The organism is Thalassospira tepidiphila MCCC 1A03514 (assembly GCF_001662875.1).
GTDB classification, from domain to species: domain Bacteria; phylum Pseudomonadota; class Alphaproteobacteria; order Rhodospirillales; family Thalassospiraceae; genus Thalassospira; species Thalassospira tepidiphila.
On sequence record NZ_JPVZ01000013.1, the window covers coordinates 1 to 21186 of the forward strand.

The 21186-nt window shown below is 55.1% G+C and carries 18 protein-coding genes and 1 tRNA gene; 8 read left to right on the top strand and 11 right to left on the bottom strand.

Annotated elements, in window-relative coordinates:
* Positions 1-179: 179 nt before the first annotated feature.
* The 4 genes from TH4_RS19075 to TH4_RS19090 form a co-directional block, all read right to left on the bottom strand.
* Positions 180-683: a peptidylprolyl isomerase gene (locus tag TH4_RS19075; RefSeq protein WP_063088087.1), complete on the bottom strand. Its 504-nt coding sequence runs from the start codon at positions 681-683 to the stop codon at positions 180-182.
* 62 nt (positions 684-745) lie between these two features.
* A complete protein-coding gene (gene coaD, locus TH4_RS19080; protein WP_008890703.1) occupies positions 746-1273 on the bottom strand; it encodes a pantetheine-phosphate adenylyltransferase in 528 nt (175 codons plus the stop codon).
* 11 nt (positions 1274-1284) lie between these two features.
* Positions 1285-4095 carry a DNA gyrase subunit A gene (gene gyrA, locus TH4_RS19085; protein WP_064782382.1) on the bottom strand — a complete coding sequence of 937 codons (2811 nt, stop codon included), beginning with the start codon at positions 4093-4095 and terminating at the stop codon, positions 1285-1287.
* A gap of 203 nt (positions 4096-4298) precedes the next feature.
* Complete coding sequence (locus TH4_RS19090) at positions 4299-5270, bottom strand: DMT family transporter (RefSeq protein WP_064782383.1); 972 nt, start codon at positions 5268-5270, stop codon at positions 4299-4301.
* 306 nt (positions 5271-5576) lie between these two features.
* Here TH4_RS19090 and TH4_RS19095 point away from each other — a divergent pair, with 306 nt between their 5' ends.
* Positions 5577-5798: a hypothetical protein gene (locus TH4_RS19095; RefSeq protein ID WP_157097812.1), complete on the top strand. Its 222-nt coding sequence runs from the start codon at positions 5577-5579 to the stop codon at positions 5796-5798.
* Between the two features lie 24 nt (positions 5799-5822).
* Here TH4_RS19095 and TH4_RS19100 read toward each other — a convergent pair whose 3' ends face one another.
* On the bottom strand, positions 5823-6701 hold the full coding sequence (locus TH4_RS19100) for a DUF547 domain-containing protein (protein ID WP_245228013.1): 879 nt from the start codon (positions 6699-6701) through the stop codon (positions 5823-5825).
* Positions 6702-6834: 133 nt separating this feature from the next.
* Between TH4_RS19100 and TH4_RS19105 the strand changes: the two genes are divergently transcribed.
* Positions 6835-7716, top strand: a complete 882-nt coding sequence (locus TH4_RS19105; protein WP_064782384.1) for a putative metalloprotease CJM1_0395 family protein — start codon at positions 6835-6837, stop codon at positions 7714-7716.
* 178 nt (positions 7717-7894) lie between these two features.
* Here the strand turns inward: TH4_RS19105 and pyrC are convergent, their stop codons facing one another.
* Positions 7895-8938 (bottom strand): dihydroorotase, encoded by a 1044-nt coding sequence (gene pyrC, locus TH4_RS19110; RefSeq protein ID WP_064782385.1) that lies wholly within the window; start codon positions 8936-8938, stop codon positions 7895-7897.
* 180 nt (positions 8939-9118) lie between these two features.
* Here pyrC and TH4_RS19115 point away from each other — a divergent pair, with 180 nt between their 5' ends.
* Complete coding sequence (locus TH4_RS19115) at positions 9119-9358, top strand: hypothetical protein (RefSeq protein ID WP_064782386.1); 240 nt, start codon at positions 9119-9121, stop codon at positions 9356-9358.
* A gap of 107 nt (positions 9359-9465) precedes the next feature.
* Here TH4_RS19115 and TH4_RS19120 read toward each other — a convergent pair whose 3' ends face one another.
* From TH4_RS19120 to TH4_RS19130, 3 genes are all read right to left on the bottom strand, one after another.
* Positions 9466-10476 (bottom strand): serine hydrolase domain-containing protein, encoded by a 1011-nt coding sequence (locus TH4_RS19120; protein WP_245228015.1) that lies wholly within the window; start codon positions 10474-10476, stop codon positions 9466-9468.
* A gap of 153 nt (positions 10477-10629) precedes the next feature.
* A complete protein-coding gene (locus TH4_RS19125; protein ID WP_167351240.1) occupies positions 10630-12810 on the bottom strand; it encodes an O-linked N-acetylglucosamine transferase family protein in 2181 nt (726 codons plus the stop codon).
* A 134-nt stretch (positions 12811-12944) separates the two neighbouring features.
* Positions 12945-13021: transfer RNA gene (locus TH4_RS19130), tRNA-His, on the bottom strand.
* A gap of 330 nt (positions 13022-13351) precedes the next feature.
* On the opposite strand from TH4_RS19130, the gene TH4_RS19135 reads away from it, so the two are divergent.
* A complete protein-coding gene (locus TH4_RS19135) occupies positions 13352-14353 on the top strand; it encodes a Gfo/Idh/MocA family protein (protein ID WP_064782388.1) in 1002 nt (333 codons plus the stop codon).
* A 64-nt stretch (positions 14354-14417) separates the two neighbouring features.
* Here the strand turns inward: TH4_RS19135 and TH4_RS19140 are convergent, their stop codons facing one another.
* The gene (locus tag TH4_RS19140; protein ID WP_064782389.1) at positions 14418-15287 is read right to left on the bottom strand and encodes a LysR family transcriptional regulator; all 870 of its coding nucleotides are present in this window, start codon (positions 15285-15287) and stop codon (positions 14418-14420) included.
* A 136-nt stretch (positions 15288-15423) separates the two neighbouring features.
* Between TH4_RS19140 and TH4_RS19145 the strand changes: the two genes are divergently transcribed.
* Positions 15424-15774, top strand: a complete 351-nt coding sequence (locus tag TH4_RS19145) for a rhodanese-like domain-containing protein (RefSeq protein WP_064782390.1) — start codon at positions 15424-15426, stop codon at positions 15772-15774.
* An 86-nt stretch (positions 15775-15860) separates the two neighbouring features.
* Here the strand turns inward: TH4_RS19145 and TH4_RS19150 are convergent, their stop codons facing one another.
* On the bottom strand, positions 15861-17033 hold the full coding sequence (locus TH4_RS19150; protein ID WP_064782391.1) for an aminotransferase: 1173 nt from the start codon (positions 17031-17033) through the stop codon (positions 15861-15863).
* 405 nt (positions 17034-17438) lie between these two features.
* On the opposite strand from TH4_RS19150, the gene TH4_RS19160 reads away from it, so the two are divergent.
* The 3 genes from TH4_RS19160 (at position 17439) to TH4_RS19170 (ending at position 21159) form a co-directional block, all read left to right on the top strand.
* The gene (locus tag TH4_RS19160; protein ID WP_007091888.1) at positions 17439-17777 is read left to right on the top strand and encodes a P-II family nitrogen regulator; all 339 of its coding nucleotides are present in this window, start codon (positions 17439-17441) and stop codon (positions 17775-17777) included.
* A 62-nt stretch (positions 17778-17839) separates the two neighbouring features.
* On the top strand, positions 17840-19249 hold the full coding sequence (gene glnA / locus TH4_RS19165) for a type I glutamate--ammonia ligase (protein ID WP_008890688.1): 1410 nt from the start codon (positions 17840-17842) through the stop codon (positions 19247-19249).
* Between the two features lie 146 nt (positions 19250-19395).
* Positions 19396-21159: a tetratricopeptide repeat-containing sulfotransferase family protein gene (locus TH4_RS19170; RefSeq protein ID WP_064782393.1), complete on the top strand. Its 1764-nt coding sequence runs from the start codon at positions 19396-19398 to the stop codon at positions 21157-21159.
* The last annotated feature ends 27 nt before the right edge of the window (positions 21160-21186 follow it).

Below are 21186 nucleotides of genomic sequence, written 5' to 3' on the forward strand. Positions count from 1 at the left end.
TTGCTCTACCAACTGAGCTACGGGCCCTCAAGGTTGGTGAAGCGCGTTTTAATGGCACAGGCGGCATCGGTCAACACCTGTTTTCCATATTTTGGCTCTTTTTGCGCATTCAGCCCCAAAAACGCGAAAGCCGCCCCATGAAGGGACGGCTTTCGGTTGCGATACTTCAAATATCGCGATTATTGCGCGTCGGCAGCAACCTGCATTTTGACGATCTGATCCGGGTCGGCAACGCTGCCATTGGCCCAGGGCGCACCCTTTTTGATCATGTCGACATATTCCATGCCCTCAGTCACTTCGCCCCAGATGGTGTACTGGCCATCAAGGTGCGGTGCATCGGCAAAGACGATGAAGAACTGGGAATCCGCACTGTTCGGATTGGCCGAACGCGCCATGGAAACGGTGCCGCGAACGTGACGTTCATTTGAGAACTCGGCATCAAGTTTCTGGCCGGAACCACCGGTTCCGTTGCCTTTGGGATCACCGGTCTGCGCCATGAAACCTTCGATCACACGATGGAATTTCAGCCCATCGTAAAAGCCTTCACGGGTGAGTTCCTTGATCCGGGCAACATGTTTCGGTGCCAGATCCGGGCGAAGCTGGATCACAACGCGGCCATCTTTCAGGTCAAGATAAAGCGTGTTTTCCAGATCCTGAGCGACAGCGTCGTTTCCATTGGACATGGTGATAAATCCTAGTACGAGAGCGATAATTGAAAATAGACGAAAAAGACGCATGGCCTGCGTTATTCCTTTTCTTCTGCCAGCTTTTCGTGCAGCCGTTTCAGCACGTTTGCCGGCACAAATTCAGTGACATTCCCGCCCAGACGGGCGATTTCCTTCACAAAACGCGAAGAGACAAACTGTTGTTTGTCCGATGCCATCAAAAAGACGGTTTCAACTTCCGGCGACAGCCGGGCGTTCATCCCGGCCATCTGGAATTCATACTCAAAGTCCGATACCGCCCGAAGACCACGGATAATCGTGCTGGATCCGTTTTCCTGGGCAAACTGCATCAGAAGCGATGAAAATGGCTTAACTGAGGTACGGGCGGCAACTTCACCGCCCGCAGCCTTGAGTGCACCTTCAACCAGTGCACAGCGTTCATCGACCCCGAACATCGGACCTTTGCCGGCGTTGATCGCAACGCCGACAATCAGTTGATCGACGATCCGGGTCGCACGACGAATGATATCCATATGCCCCTGGGTTACCGGATCAAAGGTGCCCGGATAAATCCCGATACGCGATACGGTAGAAGACGTTTCAGTCATCGAACTTCCCGTTATTCGTCGCGGTCCGCTTCATCAGATGCCGGTGCCTCAGCCGCATCTTCATCAGATGCCTCCGGGGCCTGGTCGGCGGTTTCAACGGCACCTTCGGCACCCTCGATCACACCTTCCTCGCCATCGATGATCTCATCATCTTCATCACCAAGGTTTGACAGACGTTCGACTGCGACGACCTGTTCGTCTTCGGCAGTACGGAACAGCGTCACACCCTGGGTCTTACGCCCGGCAATACGGATGTCATGGGTCGGCATACGGATGACCTTGCCACCATTGGTGACCATCATCAGCTCGTCGCCTTCTTCGATCACGAAGGACGCAGCGACGTTACCGTTACGTTCCGACATCTCGATATTGGCAAAGCCCTGACCACCACGGCCGGTCACACGATATTCATAGGCAGACGTCCGTTTGCCATAACCGTTTTCCGTGACCGACAGGATCATCTGATCGCCAGCGAGAATTTCCTGATAGCGTTCTTCGGACAGCAGTTCGAGCGGAAGGTTATCAGCCGTGATTTCCTCGCGACGCAACTTGCCGGTGATAGAAAGGTATTCACCGCGCTCTTCCATCGAAACATGGTTGCCAAACAGAACCGACATCGCGATGACTTCGTCCTGATCGGCCAGACGGATGCCACGCACACCAACCGAATTACGGCCGGTAAAGACGCGTACGTCACCGACACGGAAACGAATGCACTTGCCCTGACGGGTTGTCAGAAGGATGTCGTCATCATCGGTACAGGTCTGAACCGCGATCAGCTTGTCACCACGTTCTTCTTCAAGCTTCATGGCGATCTTGCCGTTTGATTTCACATTCACGAAATCGGCAAGGCTGTTACGGCGGACGTTACCGGTCGAGGTGGCAAACATCACATGCAGGTTCGGCCATTCTTCCTCATCGGGAAGCGGCAAGACCGTGGTGATATATTCGCCTTCTGACAGCGGCAACAGGTTCACAAGCGCCTTGCCGCGCGATTGCGGCGTCCCCATCGGCAGGCGCCAGACCTTCATCTTGTAGACCATCCCCTCGGAGCTGAAGAACAGAACCGGGGTGTGGGTATTGGCAACAAACAGCTTGGATACGAAATCTTCCTCGCGGGTTGCCATGCCCGAACGGCCTTTACCACCGCGACGCTGTGCGCGATAGGTCGACAGCGGAACACGCTGGATATAGCCGCTGTGCGACACGGTCACGACCATGTCTTCACGGGCAATCAGGTCTTCGATGTCATGTTCGAATTCTGCTTCCTGAATTTCGCTGCGACGCGGGTCGGCGAATTCATTGCGCATTTCGGTCAGTTCATCCTTGAGGATCGTCAGCTTGCGCTCACGCGAGGCAAGGATATCAAGGAAGTCCTTGATCTTCTCACCCAACTCGGTCAATTCGCCCGCGATCTTGTCGCGTTCGAGACCGGTCAGGCGATGCAGACGCAGTTCAAGGATTGCACGTGCCTGTGCTTCGGACAGGCGATACATGCCATCAGTTGAACCAACCTGGTTCGGATCGGCAATCAGTTCGATCAGCGGAACGATATCGCCCGCTGCCCAATCACGTTCCATCAGCTGTTCACGCGCAACAGTCGGATCGGCTGCATTACGGATCAGTTTGATAACTTCGTCGATATTCGATACCGCAATACCCAGACCCACCACGACATGGGCACGATCACGCGCCTTTTTCAGAAGGTGGATGGTACGACGGGTAATGACTTCTTCGCGGAATTCGACGAAGGCCTGAATGATTTCCTTCAGGTTCATCAGTTCCGGCTTGCCACGGTTCAGCGCCAGCATGTTGACACCGAACGAGGTCTGAAGCGCAGTAAAGCGGAACAGCTGGTTCAGGACGACGTCGGCATTGGCATCACGCTTAAGCTCGATCACCATGCGCACGCCCGAACGGTCAGACTCGTCACGCAGATCGGAAATGCCTTCAAGCTTCTTGTCACGGACCAGTTCGGCGATCTTTTCCATCAGGGTGGCCTTGTTCACCTGATAGGGAACTTCGGTCACGATGATGGCTTCGCGGTTGGCACGGATTTCCTCGACATGGGTACGTGCCCGCATGACGACAGAACCACGACCGGTCTTGAATGCCGAATGGATGCCCGAACGGCCAAGGATAAGGCCACCGGTCGGGAAATCCGGACCGTGGACAAATTCCATCAGACCTTCGACGGAAATATTGGGATCATCGACATAGGCCATGCAGCCATCAATGACTTCGCCAAGGTTGTGCGGCGGAATGTTGGTTGCCATACCAACCGCAATACCACCGGCACCGTTGACCAGCATGTTGGGGAAACGGGCCGGGATAACGGACGGTTCCTTGGTGGTTTCGTCATAGTTATCGCGGAAATCAATCGTATCCTTGTCGATATCATCCAGAAGGAAGTGCGCGGCCTTGGCCATGCGGGCCTCGGTGTAACGCATGGCGGCGGCCTTGTCGCCATCCATGGACCCGAAGTTGCCCTGCCCGTCAATCAGTTGCAGGCGCATAGAGAAATTCTGCGCCATACGGACCATGGCATCGTAAATCGCGCTGTCGCCGTGCGGGTGATATTTACCCATCACGTCCCCGACCACACGGGCCGATTTGCGGAACGGCTTGTTATATTCAAACCCGTTCTCGTGCATGGCGTACAGAATACGACGATGTACCGGCTTCAAACCGTCTCGGACGTCAGGCAGTGCGCGGCTGACGATCACGCTCATCGCGTAATCGAGGTAGCTGCGGCGCATTTCTTGTTCGATGGAAACCGGGAAGATATCGCGGTTCTCGGGATTGGTCTCTTTGGTGGACAAAGGCCGTGACCTCTTAAACGCTTGATCAGAAATGATTCAATCGGCGTGACATACACCTATTTGAAGGCACATGCCGGACCAGAAAGGCGGAAAGTATCAGGTTTGTCCCGCACAAACAATATTGACAAATCCTATCGCGCAAGGTTGGGCAATAAAGTTCAAAATTTCGCGAAAATTCGCGGTTTTTCCAACTTATAAAACCGTCACTTTCCGCCCGATTTGTCGCCTTTGGGAACTTCCATCACCGGTGTCATCGGATCAGACTTCAAAACCGGCCCATCAACATCCTTCGGTTTGCGGCCAAAACGCATCTGTGATGCGGCAATCCCGCCCAGAATGACCGCCAGGGCAATCAATGCGTTGGGCTGGGGCACTTCGCCCAGCACAATAAAACTGATGACCACACCAACGGCTGGCACCAGATAATTGTTAAACACAAGGAAGCTGGCCCCGGCCACCGCAATCAGTTGCAAAATCAGGAACATGGCAATGCCAGTCGGAAACATGCCGAGATACATGATGGCAAGTGCCCCTTCAGGGTCCCAATCCATTGTCCAGGGCTGATCGACAATCAGGGTAAAGGGCATCAGCATCAAGGCGGCAAATGTCAGGATCACGGCCGTCGATCCGATGCGTGGCTGATCACGCAGATTGCGCGCGACAAGCGATGAGATCGCATAACCGATTGCTGCAACCAGAATGGCCAACTGAAACAGGAATTCTCCCCCCAGCCCGGAAAGTGTTTCCGGCCCGACCAGAACAATCACGCCAATCGTTCCCAAAATCACCCCGACGACCTTGCCGGTCGAAAGCTTTTCATCATGGGTAAAGAAATGCGCCAGCACCACCGTGGTTAGTGGCACGGTCGACATCAGGATCGCAGCCAATCCGGCATCGACCTGTGTTTCGCCAAAACTGATCAAAAAGAACGGAATGGCATTGCCAATCAGCGCCACCATAAAGGTCGAAATCCAGGCACCCCGCCCCTTGGGCAGTTCGGATTTACGAATAGCTGCGAAACACCACAGGACAAGGGCGGCAAAGGACAGACGGCCACAGGCCACCACCAGCGGCGAATAGGCATGCACGCCGATTTTGATGAAGGTGAACGAACTTCCCCACATCAAAGCCAGCAGCAACAGCAAGCCGTATTCACGAATTCCCGGACGTTTCATTTTATCAGCCCATTTTTGCCATACTTATTGGGCCTTATCGCGATCACGAACAGACCAGATCAAGCGTTAAGACCCATACGCTTTTTAATCAAGGAAATACCTTTTCACAGATTTTGCCCCAATAACAGCACGCTGCAGGCCGCTGAATGCAGTTTGCGAAATTCTCGCATAGATGCCCTGCCTTAAGGCAGATCAAAGCGTTTCAGAGATAAAAATGAAAAAAAGTCACCATCGACTATAGAATATTTGTTGCGAATGAATTGCAATTGCATTACATTACGCATAACAAAAAAATCGGGATATGAGATGATGAGTTATGTTGATCAGGAATTGACGGTCGAAGACATGCTTGCCGACCCGATCGTTCAGACATTAATGCGCTATGACGGCGTCTCTGCCAGTGATGTTCGTCACACGATCGAGCAGGTAAATCAGAATCGGCCAGAAAATCCGGTTGAGGACGCACATGCCGACGCATGGGCAACGACCAATCCGGTTAAACCAGGGCTACACAACACGGCGGCGTAACGCACCTGCCCACCTTGGCCGGTGCTATCGGGTGTTCAACGCCCAGTCATATTCATAGTCGGCGATATCAAATTCCGTGATATCGCCCAGAGCTTTCGTCAGCTCCGGCCCGGCGAATTTCCTCAGATGCGCGATGAATTCCGCATCGCTTTTCCCGAAATCATCCCGATACCAGTCATACAAGCTTGAAAGCACAAGGCCGCCATCGGCATTGATGCGCACCGCACGCGGATGATTGATGAAATCACGCGCCGCCTGATCAAGCTGCGCTTCCAGTTTGTCCGCATCAAAGACATCCGGTGCCAATGCCGGGCAACCGATGGAGGCACAATTGACGACATAATGAATGCGTGCATCGCGCCAGATCGGGCGCAGGATGCGGTGTTCGATATCATTGAGGCTAAGCGTCCTGCCCTCGACCGTGATCAGCTTCTTGCCCCATGGGCCAGAAGACAGCAACGATGAAAACAGCCCCGGCGAGATATCGATATCGCGGATGCTTTCGACCGGATAATGGTCCAGAACCACCTTAACGGTCAGCGCATTATACAGGTTCACCCAATAGGCAAATTGTTGATCGCGGTTAAGCGCATCGACGTTGACCTTGGTCATGGCATCAACATAACCCGCGACCATCCCTGCCCCGCCATCACGACTGGCCGCTGCATAATCAAAGCTGGTCACCCCCGGCTCATGATGGGTGACATAGCGATCCAGCACCGACTGCCAATCGCCATGGTCAATCTCGACCGAACTTTGTGGGTCATGGGCCTGCCAATCCAGCCATAAATCGGCATCCGGCGCAGCGTGCACGGGGCGCACCGGTACAACAACCGCGACAGCAATCAGCAAAAAAGACAGGGCAACACTTAACGCACGCATGATCACCAAACCAGATTTCAACAGATTTGATCCCACCTTACCCGCTGCGGGCGAAACTGGCGCATCAAACCAGCGTGATCACTATCATATCGCCCTATCATCCCCTTGATCGGCTTATATACATCTAACCCCAAGTTGGGTTATACTGCGCGTTATGATACAGGCAGGTGCAATACAGGTTATCCCCGGCAGTGGCGGGCAACTTGGTCAGATTATTGCCACACGCGCCCTGCTCGGCTCCGGGAGCCAACCGCCGACCAACGGGTCGGGCGGAACAGTTGCGTCTGCGCCGCAAACACTGCCGGCCGCCGTGGCACTTGTCCCGCTTTCGAGCACCATCGCCGCCACACAAGCTCCGGCAACCGGGCCTTCGGCACGGACCGAACAAGCAAACCCGTCGCAATCCTCCAGCACAGGCGACCGCCAACCGGCACCGCCACCATCACCGGCGCCTGCGCAATCCGCACCGGTCAACAGTGCGGCCTCGGTGGTTACGATCATCCAACAGCTTGATCCGCGCGATATCAATGGTGCCGCGCCAGACGATGCGAACACCCAAAGCCCGACACAGCGCCAGCAGGAAGAACGCGAAGCCACCCCGGAAAATGCACGTCAACCCACCTCAAACCCGGCCCTCCTGACCGCGTCGGAGCGCGAGATTGTGCGCGAACTCAGTGCCCGTGATGCGATTGTCCGGACAGAGGAAGAAAGCCACCAAACACTTGCCGGGGCCAATGCCGGCATGATCAGCTATAGCTATACCGCAGGCCCCGACGGGCGGCTTTATGCCACCGGCGGCAAAGTCAGCATCCGCCCCATTCAGGGGCTTGATGGTGTGGCCGCCATCGCCAATCAGGCTGCCATATCGCGTGCGGCATCGGTGCCCGGAAGTTCGGCGGCTGATTTCAATGTCGCCAAAGGCGCATCAAAGAACATCTCGGCAATGATCGCCTCACAAGCCAGTGCCGCGGCAGAAAGCTATCGCATGGCCCTTGGCCTTAATGCTGCGCCGGGCAAAGTCGATCTCAGCGGCTAGGCAGATCCCGCTCCGTCATTCCTGCGCAGAGCCTGTACCCGCGAAGGCGGGTACGGGAATCCATTATCAGCCATGACATAGAGATTCCAGCCCGACGCTCTGCGCCGTCCGGAATGACCAACATCCATGAAAAAAGCGGCCCCAATGGAGCCGCTTTTATTGTGTCGTGCGGTTACGCTTAGGCGTAATGCCAGAACACATCAAAGCCCGGACTAAACACCGTTACCGGACCTTCGCCGGTTTCGATCTTCTCGGCGAACTTGGCCGGTTCCGCCCGTTTTTCCAGCGTGATCTGATCGCCATTGATCGGCAGGCCGTAATATTGCGGCCCATGTATCGACGCAAAGCCTTCAAGCTTGTCGAGCGCCCCTTCTTCCTCAAACACATGCGCCAAAAGCTGCACAGTGTTATTGGCGGTAAATATCCCGGCACAGCCACACGGGCTTTCCTTGCGCTCGTCGGTATGTGGTGCTGAGTCTGTGCCCAGGAAGAAGCGCACATCACCCGATGTGGCCGCCGCCCGCAGCGCCAGGCGGTGCTTTTCACGCTTGGCCACCGGCAGGCAATACATATGTGGATGAATGCCGCCGACCAGAATGGCGTTGCGGTTAATGATCAAGTGGTGCGTCGTGATCGTCGCGCCCAAATTCTTGTCATTGGCTTTGACATACTCGACACCGTCTTCGGTGGTGATGTGCTCCATCACCACACGCAGTTCCGGCAACCGCTTGCGCAGCGGATCGAGAACCCGGTCGATAAACACCGCTTCACGGTCAAAGATATCGATTTCCGGATCGGTGACTTCGCCGTGTACACACAGCGGAATACCAAGCTCGGCCATCCGCTCCAGTGCTGGCATGGCATTATCGAAATTGCGCACACCACTGTCCGAGTTGGTCGTCGCCCCGGCCGGATAAAGCTTCAGTGCCGTGATCACCCCGGCCTTGTAACCTTCCTCGATATCATCTGGATTGCTACCCTCGGTCAGATACAACGTCATCAGCGGCGTAAAATCATGACCCGACGGGATGGCGGCCGTAATCCGGTCGCGATAGGCCACGGCATCGGCGGTCTTGACCACCGGCGGCACCAGATTGGGCATGATGATCGCACGGGCAAAATGCTCCGACGTCTCGCCAATCACACCTTTCAACATCTCGCCATCACGCAAATGCAAATGCCAGTCATCAGGACGGCGAAGGGTAATGCGATTGGTCGACATGCGGCGATCTCCTGGCAAGCAATGAACCCGTTTGGGAAATATGGAGCGTTACCTAGCAGATTGACCACCGGTTGGAAATGTCAAACTCCGCACCACGCTGTGCCCTGATCAAATGTTTCACAGCAAAGACGCTAGCACGTCAGCGGTACGTCCACATTTAATAAAGCAGGAGAACCGACTGTGGCCTATTATACAATTACAAACACCGACAACCTGAAAATCGTCATCTCGCTTACTGACGACGAAGTCGAAGCCATTCCGAACCTAGACGAAGGCGAAAAACTCGATCTAGCAAATGGCGGGAACATTACCCGCCAAACAGACGACGACGAGTATTACTACAATAAGGACAACAAGAATAATTTCTTTGACCGCGACACATTCAACGCAGCGATTGAACCGCAAGATAGCAGCGATTAGAGCGATTAGGTTGCTTACGCGAGCCAAACTGCATTTCAGACACTTAGAAGAAGCAAAAGGGCTAGGCATTTCTGCCTGTCATTTTTAGATGCTCTGTGCCGCAGTCATCAGGCCAGCGAAAGCACCGGCCCCTCAAGCAGATCCATCAGTTGCCCAAAATATCCGCCAGATCGTGCGGGCGACGTCGGATCAGAGGTGATGGCCACCGCAAGGTCCTTTTCCGGATGTGCCGCGATGATCTGGCCGCCATAGCCGCGTGCGATGACGAAGCCGCTGCGGCTCAGGAACCAGCCATAGCCATACGCGAGCCCCGAATAAGGTGATCGCGTGTGGGCTTGGGTTGATTGGTCTATCCAGTCGGCCGGAATGATCTGGTCGCCATCGAACCGGCCTTGATCCCGCATCAGGGTCGCAATGCGCAACATCCCGCGCGGGGTCATTGCCATCTGGTTCCCGCCGAAATAATAGCCTTGCGGGTCCTGTGTCCAAGATGGAATTTCAATGCCGAGCGGCCGACCAAGGACATCGCGCGCTTGTTCCAGCAGGCTTTTTCTTGTCGCAACCGTCAGCACGGCACCAAGGATATGCGTCGTACCGGTGGAATAGATCATCCGCCCTCCCGGGCTAGCGACCATCGGCCGGCGCAGCGCAAAGGACACCCAGTTATCGGAATTGACCCAAGCGCCGTAGTTACGCCCTGATGTGCCCTCAAGCCCCGCCCGGAGCGTCACCAGATCTTCGATGGTCAGATCTTCCACACCGGGGGTGGCATCGCTTGGAATGATAGACGGCGCGATTTCACCGATGGTGGCGTTGACTGAGGGAATTGCGCCTTCCGCGATCGCGTTGCCCGTCAGCAGGCCGATGATGCTTTTCGAGCAGGACTTGATGTTCGCAACCCGATCCAGGCCCGGCCCGCGCGGTGCTTCGGCAACAATGATATCGTCACCGCGCTGAACCATGATTGCATGAAGCTGGGACATATTCGCAATTCGCGACCGGATGTCTGAGGGCGTTTGCGCGAAGGCCCTGCCCGCAAAAGGAACGGCTGCAGCACCCAGAAGGGTCACTGAGAAGGCACGGCGGGTCAGCATCGGAAGGGGTCTTTCGCTCGTCATATCTATCTGTCCTTGGCGGTCGGGATCACATGCACACTCAACCTTCCAGCCAAGCAAGCCAGAAGACGCATCTGTTATCTGGAATTAATTCGTCAGGAATGTGACATCGGATCACAATCGGGAAAGCCCCCGGTCAGGAGCCAGGGTCAGGTGCTAGACACTTACGGCAATATCCGAAAATGCTTCACCAGCAAGTCTTTGCGCAAAAGCACGCTCCAGCCCCTGCTCAAACCCGCGCGTGTAGCCTTCGGTATCAAATAGCGCTTTGGTCTGGCGATTGGCGGCAAGTTTGGTGCGGATATCGGACAGCATGTCGGGATTTTGCGCGAGCTTGAGGATGAGTTCCTCATAGGCCGCGGGTGTATCCGTGATCAGTTCCGGCAGGCCGACAGCCGACAGCAGGCTGGCCGCAACACGGGCGGCGAACTGTTTGCCGGCCAGTGTCACCACCGGCAATCCGGCCCAAAGCGCGTCGCTGGCGGTCGTATGGGCGTTGACATTGAAGGTATCGATAAACAGATCGGCATGACGCAAGCGCGCCAGATGTTTGGATTGCGGCATATAGCCGGCAAAGATCAGACGGTCACCCGAGATACCCTGCTTTTCCGCCGCCGCACTCAGGTTCGCCTTGGCGACATCATTATTGCACCAAAGCCAGAGCACGCTGCCCTCCACCTTCGCCATCACCCGCATCCAGATGGCAAATTCGGTTGGCATGATTTTGTAATTGTTGTTGAGACAACAAAACACAATGCCATCTTCGGGCAGGCCAAGCTCGGCCCGTGTCATCGCCTTTGTCGAAATTTCGCGGGTATTGTCATTGGGCTGATAACAGTCGGGAAGATAGATGATCTTCTCGTGATAACCGCCGCGCTGTTCGGGCGGAATGACCACCGGGTCGGCAACGATATAGTCGATGAAATCGCATCCAAGCGTGCCGGGATAGCCAAGATAACTGATTTGCAGTGGTGCCAGACGGGCGGCAAACGGCTCCAGCCGGCTGTCGCGGGTATAGCCCTTTAGATCAATGGCGATATCAAGGTTTTGCGCCCGCGCAAGCGTGATCAGATCACTGTCGGACATATCGCGCACATCAAAGAACTGATCAACGTTATCAAGCACCTGATCACGCTGCGCACCATCCTTGTTCTTGCCATAGCTGAACACGAAGATTTCGAACTTTGATCTGTCATGATGGCGCAAAATGCCTGCCATCAGAAACATGGTCGCATGATCATGAAAATCGGCCGAGAAATAGCCAAGCCGGATTCTGCGGCCCTCTGGCGACGTTGGCTTGATCGTTGAAACCGGGGCTGCTGGCGGCAACAGGCTTTTGGCAAAGTTGCGCGACCGGGCAAGCTGATGCGCCGGATTATCTTCAAACGGCAAAAGCGGAAATGGCAGGGCCGCATCGCCCGTGATGCCAAGCTGAGTGGCATGTTGCGCAAACAGATCACAGGCCCGCCAGTCGCACAGGTGGCTTTGGTCGCGCAGTTGTTCGACCATGGCCGGGACGTAGCCCGGCTTGACCGCAAGTGCGCGTTGATAGGCCTCGACCGCCTCTGGCAGGGATTTAAGGGCGGCCATGGTTTGACCAAGCCCGTACCAGGCCTCGGCCAATTTCGGTTGAAGCTTAAGCGTCTTGAAATATTGCTGCTTCGCGTCCTCAAGCAGGTCACGTTCGCGCAGCGTATTGGCAAGGTTATAGTGCGCGTCGACATAGTCGGGTTTGCGCGCAATCGCATTCAGGTAACAGGCTTGCGCCTCTGCAAGCTTGCCGGCACTCTTAAGGATATTGCCAAGATTGTTATGCGCCTCGGCGAAATCGGGGGTGCGCGCGATCACCGCGCGATAGCATTCCTCTGCCTCATCCAGTTTGCCCAGACGTTCCAGAATGACCCCAAGGTTGCTTTTGGCCGCCACCATATCGGGCTGTAGGCGGACAACGTTTCGCAAGGCCTGCTCGGCATCGGAAAGCAGGTTCAGATTGCTGCTGACTGCGGCGCGGAAGTTCCAAAGCTTGCCGGAATTGCCATACTGGCCCAGAAGCTGGCCTGTCATGGCGTGCACATCTTGCAAACGACCGGCCTGATAAGCTTGCGAAAGTTTGGCAAAAACCTCCGCCGGTGGTTCGGTCGCACCGGACGCAGCCCCCTTTACAGGCGCCGCAACCTTGACCGGACCGCTGAGTTCGGCAAGGGCCGTTTTGACCCGCTCGTTTTTGGGATAATCGGCAAGGATGGCTTCGTACAGTGCGCGCGCCTCGGCCATTTCGCCTTTGCGCATATGCGCCTTTGCGCGCTTCATTGCCTGATCAACTTTGAGCTTCGCCATGGCGCCCCATATCGCCCCGAACATTGATATTTTCGGGCAGTCTAGTCGATCACCCGCCAAAGGCAACCGGGGCAGCGGCAAAAAGGCGCGCAAAAGACAAAAGGCCAGGCATTTCTGCCTGACCTTTTCACAAATGGGGCGAGTGATGGGACTTGAACCCACGGCCCCCAGTGCCACAAACTGGTGCTCTAACCACCTGAGCTACACCCGCCATCGTGTGGCGCGGTTTATATGGCCCGAGGCCCCCAACGTCAAGCGCATATTTTCAATTTTTTAGCCCGATTTCCGCCAAGTTGTTCAAAGCACCGATTTTTGCGGGCTTGAGCATTCTGTGACGATCAAACACGCAGCATTGATAACACAAATCCCGCCTCCTACCCGTCAGAGCAACTTGCATGTGAAGACAAATGACTTAATTAGTTCAGTTCAATAACAGGCTATTGCCGCAAATGCAGGTTACCAAGACACCATATATAAAGGGTTGCTTGCCTGTCTTGGCATGGAAACGGCCAAATAATAGAAAAACAGACGGAGTATCGGAATGAAGTGGGGCATCCTTAGCACCGCCAAGATCGGCACGGAAAAGGTCATCCCGGCCATGCAGGAAAGCGATCAGCTTGAAATCCTGGCGATTGCCGGTCGTGATCTTGAAAAGACCCGTGAGGTCGCAGAAAACATGCGCATTCCGCGCGCCTATGGTTCGTATGAAGAACTGCTGGCTGATCCGTCAATCGAGGCGATCTATAATCCCCTGCCCAACCATTTGCATGTCGAATGGACGATCAAGGCGCTTGAGGCCGGAAAGCATGTGCTGTGTGAAAAGCCGATCGGCCTTGATACCGAAGATGCCAAACGCCTGATTAGCGCCCGCGACAAAAGCGGCAAGCAGGTGCTTGAGGCCTTTATGGTCCGCCATCATCCGCAATGGCTTGAAGCGCGCAAGATCGTTGAAAGTGGTCAGATCGGCACGCTCACCACGGTGCAAAGCATCTTTACCTATTTCAATGCCGATCCGAACAATGTCCGCAATAAAAAGGACATTGGCGGCGGCGGATTGCTTGATATCGGGTGCTATTGCATTGTCGGACCGCGCTTTATCACCGGCAAGGAACCCGTCCGCGTGGTGTCGCTGATGGACAAGGACCCGAAATTCGGAACCGACCGTTTGGTATCTGGCATGCTTGATTTCGGATCCGGCCTGCAGGCAAGCTTTGTTTGCGGCACCCAGTCGGCCGCCGTACAGCGTGTGCATATTCTGGGCACCGAGGGCCGGATTGAAATCCTGATGCCGTTCAATCCTGTGCCGGAAAACGAAGCCCTGATTCGCGTCGCGGGCCAGAAACAACCAGGCTTTGACGAAGCACGCGAAATCAAATTTCCGATTTGTAACCACTACACCCTGCAGGGTGAGGCAGCCACCGCGATATTTGCCGGCGAAAGCCCGGTCGATTATCCGATTGAAGACGCAATTGCCAATATGCAGATTTTGGATGCGTTTGCCCGCTCTGCCAAAACCGGCAGCTGGGAAATGGTCAAATCCTGATCATTCTTCTTACCGATATTCAACTGCACAAAAGCCGGGGAAACCCGGCTTTTTCTTTGCGCACTCAAGCGCCGGCAAACATGGCGGATTTGGCCTTAAGCCTCGGAAACATAAAATCATTGAAGGCCCGAACGCGCGGAACCGCCCGGAGATCGCGGTGCATCAGCATCCAAAGATCATTATCAAGCCCCTCAATCGCATCACCAAGGACCGCGATATTGTCAAATGCCTCGGCAAGAAACATCGGCAGCACCGCATAACCCGCCCCGGCATTGACCAGCCGCGCCACATTCAAAAGTGAATTGCTGCGCATCGCGACATGCTGATCGTGAAAATGTTTGTCGCGCCACTGGGCGGCCTTGATATGGGCAAGGCTTTCATCACAGGTGATCCATGGTCCGCCGCCATTTTTGGGATCACCCATGCCCTTTGCCGCACAAACCACCGACCGGATCGGGGCAATTTGCCGCCCGACCAGATTTTCATTGGGTGCATTGCTGGGCCGGATGGCGATATCGGCATCATGGCGGTTAAGATCATAAAACCGGTTGTCGGTCACGACCTGCACGGTGATTTCTGGATAGGCCTGCGCAAACGCCGCAAGATCATCTGCCAGCACGGCATGAAGCAACGTATCGGTTGTGGTCAGGCGTAGCGTGCCGGTTGGCCGGATATCCTGTCCGGCCAGGGTTCGGGCAAGTATGGCCATTTCGGCTTCAAGCTTTTCCGCGGTTTCGATGGCCGCCAATCCCGCTGGCGTTGGTTGATAGTCACCCTGTTGCCGCTCAAACAGCTTGGTACCGATGCGACTTTCAATATCAGCCATGCGGCGAAACAGCGTGGAATGGTGAATGCCGGTCTGTCTGGCCGCCTGCGTGATGCTGCGCGCCCACCCCACCGCCAGCACCAGTTTCAAATCATCCCATTCCAGCATGTGCAATCCTCCGAACGCGCCTTCTGCTCATTCGCATTATTGCACATACTATTTGGATTTTCGCAAATTTACTTCGCACATACACACATCAATACTGATCCCATCAACCAACGATATTCCTGATGGAGATTGGAAAATGACCAGAACTATTACCCGTGACGAGCTTAAGGCCGCCCTTGGCACCGCCACTGCCCCGACCCTGATCGAAGCACTTCCGGCGCGGTATTATGTTGATGCCCACCTGCCCGGTGCGATCAACATTCCACATGATGCGATTGATGAGGGCATCAAACAGATCCTGCCCGATCTGGATGCACCGATTGTTGTCTATTGCGCCAGCGGCCCGTGCAAGAATTCCGGCATTGCCCAGATGGCGCTGACCAAGCTTGGCTACAGCAATGTGCGCGATTATCACGAAGGCAAGAATGGCTGGCGCGAGGCGGGCCTGCCGCTTCAGGGACAGGGCACACTTGAACAAACAGCCTGACACTATCGCCCTCGCGCAACCAAAACGGGCCGACATTTCCATGTCGGCCCGATGTTCTTTCAAATGCCTTGTTTTGCGCCCACGGCTTACTTGGCAAACGCCTTTTTCATGCGCGCAATCGCCTCGGCCATTTTGGCTTCGTCCTTGCAGAAGCAGAACCGCACAAAGTTGCGCACACCGCCATCTTCACCCTGATAGAAGGCCGATACCGGAATGGCGACCACGCCGGCTTCCTTGATCATGATCTGGCAGAACTCGACATCATCGCAATCATAGCCAAGCGGGCGGAAATCGCAGGTGATGAAATAGGTGCCTTGCGAATCAAGCACGTCAAACCCGACTTCCTTAAGCCCCTTCATCAGGTAATCACGCTTGGCCTGCATTTCGGCGGTGAAGTTTTCGAAATAGGCATCATCCTTGTTAAGCCCATAGGCCACACCATGTTGCAGATCGGGTGCGACGGTAAAGACAAGGAACTGATGCGCCTTCTTGATCGGCTCCATCAGCTTTGCACAAGCCGTGATATAGCCAATCTTCCAGCCGGTCAGCGAGAAGGTCTTGCCCGCCGATCCGATGCGCACGGTGCGTTCATGCATGCCCGGGAACGTCATCAACGGTTTGTGCTTGCGCCCGTCAAAGACCAGATGCTCATAAACCTCGTCACACAGCGCAATCACATCATGCTTGATGCACAGATCGGCAATGAATTGCAGCTCATCATCGCCATAAACCTTCGAGCACGGGTTCTGCGGTGAATTCAGCAGGATCAGCTTGGTTTTTTCCGAAAAGGCCGCCGCCAGTTCTTCACGTGGCAGCTCCCAGTGCGGCGGGGTGACGCGCACCAGCTTGGGAATACCGCCCGCCAGCTTCACCATCGGAAGGTAGCTGTCATAAAGCGGCTCGATCAGGATGACTTCATCACCTGGTGCGACCAGACCAAGGATCACGTCAGCCAACCCCTCGGTCGCACCGACGGAAACCAGCACTTCTTTTTTCGGATCAACCTCGATGCCATAAAACCGTTTATTGTGATCGGCAACGGCCTGAAGCAGTTCGGGCACACCGGCCAGCGGCGGATACTGGTTGGACAGTTCCATCAATGCCCTGGCGGCGGCTTCGCGAATATCAGCCGGGCCATCTTCATCCGGCGCACCCTGCCCCAGATTGATGGCCTTATGTTTCTGGGCCAGTTCGTTCATCACTTCGAAGATCGTGATCCCGCCCGAAGCGAAAAGCGGATTGCCGACGAATTCGGTCATGAGGCGTCCTTTATATTATGGTCGTTCACCGGATGGTGGCCCCCGGTCGTATCATGGTCAGTCGAGTCCCGGTCATCAGGCATATTTTTTGTGCCCGACAACACCCTTGCATAGCAAATCCTGTCGCATGATGGCCCCGGAATGGCAAGCCCGGAGAGGTTTGAACGGGCCTGCCTGCCCTTCAAACAGGGTGTTTGCATATTTTTTGAACATCTTGCCTAAAACACAGTCACCAGCAAACCAGAAAATCTTAAAAATTTCATGGGTTTTGCTGGGTTTTCGCACAGAGAATCCTTAGAATGCCGTTGCCGGTGAAAACTGGCATGGTCCGTGCAATAGTCAGCGGGCGAAGCATTACGCTTTACAGAGTTCAACGCAACTCTCGCCAAAAAGCAGAGGGCGCTAATGAAAAAAATTGAAGCCATCATCAAGCCGTTCAAGCTTGACGAGGTAAAAGAGGCCCTTCAAGAGATTGGTCTCAAAGGGATTACCGTCACCGAAGCCAAAGGTTTCGGACGTCAGAAAGGTCATACGGAGCTGTATCGCGGCGCCGAGTACGTTGTGGACTTTCTGCCGAAGGTAAAGCTGGAAATCGTCGTCGAGGACACGCTGGTAGAGCGTGCGATTGAGGCAATCCAGCAAGCCGCTCATACCGGGCGTATCGGCGACGGTAAAATTTTCGTTTCCTCACTTGAGGACGCGATCCGTATTCGTACTGGTGAACGGGGTAACGACGCGATCTGATCGGTCACGCCTTTCGTTGAACACCATACGGTAACTGTTTATGAGTTTTAAAGGGTTGCATCATGTCTGACGCTGCTTCTGTACTTAATCTGATCAAAGAAAAAGGCATCCAGTTTGTCGATCTGCGCTTTACCGATACCAAAGGTAAATGGCAGCACACCGCACAGGATATCTGCACCATCGACGAAGACGTCTTTGTTGACGGCATCATGTTCGACGGTTCGTCGATTTCCGGTTGGAAAGAAATCAACGAATCCGACATGATCCTGATGCCGGATCCGTCGACCGCCGTTGTTGATCCGTTCACCGCGCAGCCGACCCTGATCCTTGTTTGTGACGTTATCGAACCGGCCACCGGCCAGGGTTACGAGCGTTGCCCGCGTTCGACCGCGAAACGCGCACTGGCATACATGAAGTCCGCTGGTATCGGCGACACCGCATATTTCGGCGCAGAGCCGGAATTCTTCATGTTCGACGACGTTCGCTGGAGCACCTCGCAGGAGAGCATGGCTTACGCACTTGACTCCGAAGAAGGTCCGTACAACACCGGCACCGAATTCGAAGGCGGCAACCGCGGCCACCGTCCGGGTCCGAAGGGTGGTTACTTCCCGGTACCGCCGGTTGACTCGGCAAACGACATCCGTGCCGAAATGGTCAACTACATCAACGAAATGGGCGTGCGTTGCGAAAAGCACCACCACGAAGTTGCACCGTCGCAGCACGAATTGGGTATCGCTTTCGGCACCCTGATCGAACATGCTGACGCGGTTCAGGTTTACAAATACTGCATCCACATGGTTGCTCACCAGTATGGCAAAACCGCAACCTTCATGCCGAAACCAATCTTCGGTGACAACGGCTCGGGCATGCACACCCACCAGTCGATCTGGCACGAAGGCAAGCCGCTGTTTGCTGGCAATGGCTATGCTGACCTTTCTGAAACCGCTCTGTACTACATCGGCGGTATCATCAAGCACGCCAAAGCACTGAACGCCTTCACCAACCCGACGACCAACTCCTACAAGCGTCTGGTCCCGGGCTTCGAAGCACCGGTTCTGCTGGCATATTCTGCCCGTAACCGTTCTGCTTCCTGCCGTATCCCGTACACCGCGTCTCCGAAAGGCAAACGCGTTGAGATCCGCTTCCCGGATGCCCTTGCCAACCCGTATCTCGCATTCTCTGCAATGCTGATGGCTGGCCTTGACGGCATCGAGAACAAGATCCACCCGGGCGAAGCAATGGACAAAAACCTCTATGACCTTCCGCCGGAAGAGCTCAAAGAAGTTCCGACCGTTTGCCGTTCGCTGCACGAAGCTCTCGACAGCCTCGACGCAGATCGCGAATTCCTGAAAAAAGGCGATGTGATGACCGACGACCTGATCGACGCATACATCGCCCTGAAGATGGAAGAAGTCGTTCGTTTCGAACAGGCTCCGCACCCGGTCGAATTCGACATGTACTACAGCGGCTAATCTTCCATCCGGAAGACAATGCTTACGCGAAACGCCCGGCCGATTGGCCGGGCGTTTTTCGTTTCACCGTCCCCGCCCTAACAGTTTGCTTACCCCTTTGCCGCTAAGCTTGACCTCACCTTTCGCATCGGGATTAAATCAGCTTCATGACCAAGGCAGCACCACCATCGAGTTTCGCCGAAAAGCGCAACCGTCAAAAGGCTGACAAACTGATCCAGGCGGCGCAAAGCGCCCTTGCATCAGGCAACGCCGCAGATGCGAAGGCACGCGCACAGCAGGCGCTGTCAACCGCGCCAGGCTACGGTCCCGCCTTGATGATGATGGCTCAGGTCCATCGCGCAACGGGCAATCTGAACAAAGCCGCACAGCTGCTGCAATCCGCCTGCAATCTGCCTGACAGTAAAATTGACTATTTCCGTGAACTTGCCGGCATTTTTGCCAGTGCAGGCCGGTATGATCTCGTTCAGCAAATCCTGTTTGCCGCGATCCGGAAATTCCCGACCCATGGACAGACCTATAGCGACCTTGGCGTTTACCTTATTCAGGCAGAACACATCACCCAAGGCATCACCATCCTTGAAAAGGCTGTCAGCTTTAGCCCCGATAACTGGCGTGCCCTGAACAACCTTGGCTCAGCCCTTCTCAAGGTCGGGCGCGAAAAAGAAGCACTGGAATACCTTGCCCGGGCGGAAGAGATCGGCCCGGATGATCCGGAACGCCGAACAAGCAATCTGCTACAACTCGGCGAAGCAAAACGTCACATGGGCGATCTGGAAGGTGCGCAGGAATGCTTCCGGAAAGTCATCGCCCAAAACCCTAAATCAGGGCGTGCTTGGCATGATCTGGCCGACGTCATGAAGTTCGAGCCCGACAGTCCCGAAATCAAGATGATGGTCGATATCCTCAACGATGCTGACTTCGTGCTGCAAAAGGTTGATCGGGAGATGATCGGCTTTGCACTTGGCAAGGCCTATATCGACAGCAAAGACCCAAAGCAGGCCATCCACCATCTTGATGCCGCCAATGCCTTGCGCCGTCAGGACTTCGCTGAAAACACGCCGACGCAAAAGGCCTATGATTCAAAGATCGCTTGCGGGCGGGTGCGCGCGATTGCCGATTACTTTCCGGCGGAGCTGTTCAAAGACCTGCCGCAACAAGACGACAACGGCCCAGCTCATGCCTTTATCGTTGGCATGCCACGCTGTGGCAGCACGCTGATCGAGCAAATACTAGGCAGCCATCCAGAAACATTGGCAACGGGTGAGTTGCGGACATTCCCGAAATTCAAGGATCGCCTGTTTGGCACACTTTTCCCCAATCAGCCGGAAGACCATGACAAAATCCGCAATTCTGCGCTGCTTGCGGAACTCGCGAAGTCCTATCGCGAAGAAGTCAACGCGATGTATCCGCCCACCCCGGCGACAAAGCTGATCATCGACAAGATGCTGGGGAATTTTTCGTGGGTTGGGTTGATCCTGCTTTCCGTGCCCGGTGCCAAGATCATTCATTGTCGCCGCAATCCGGTCGACACCTGTCTGTCTTGCTATTCCAAGCGTTTTGCCAATCTGCAGGTCTATACCTGCAACCAGACAGAACTGGGCGAGTTTTATCGCGCCTATGAGGACCTGATGGCGCATTGGCGCGCCGTGCTGCCAAAGGATCGGTTTATCGAGATCAATTACGAAGATCTGGTCACCAATATCGAGCCCGAAGCCCGCAGGCTGATCGACTTTCTTGGCCTGCCCTGGGATGACGCGATGCTGGATTTCCACAAGACGGAGCGCTCGGTCCGGACTGCGAGTGCGGCACAGGTCCGACAGGGCCTTTATCAGACCAGTGTTGAACGCTGGAAACCCTATGCACCCTATATCAAACAGCTGTTGAAAGCCCTGGGCATCAAACCCGATTGAGCCAAGCACGCTGACACTTCGTGGAGA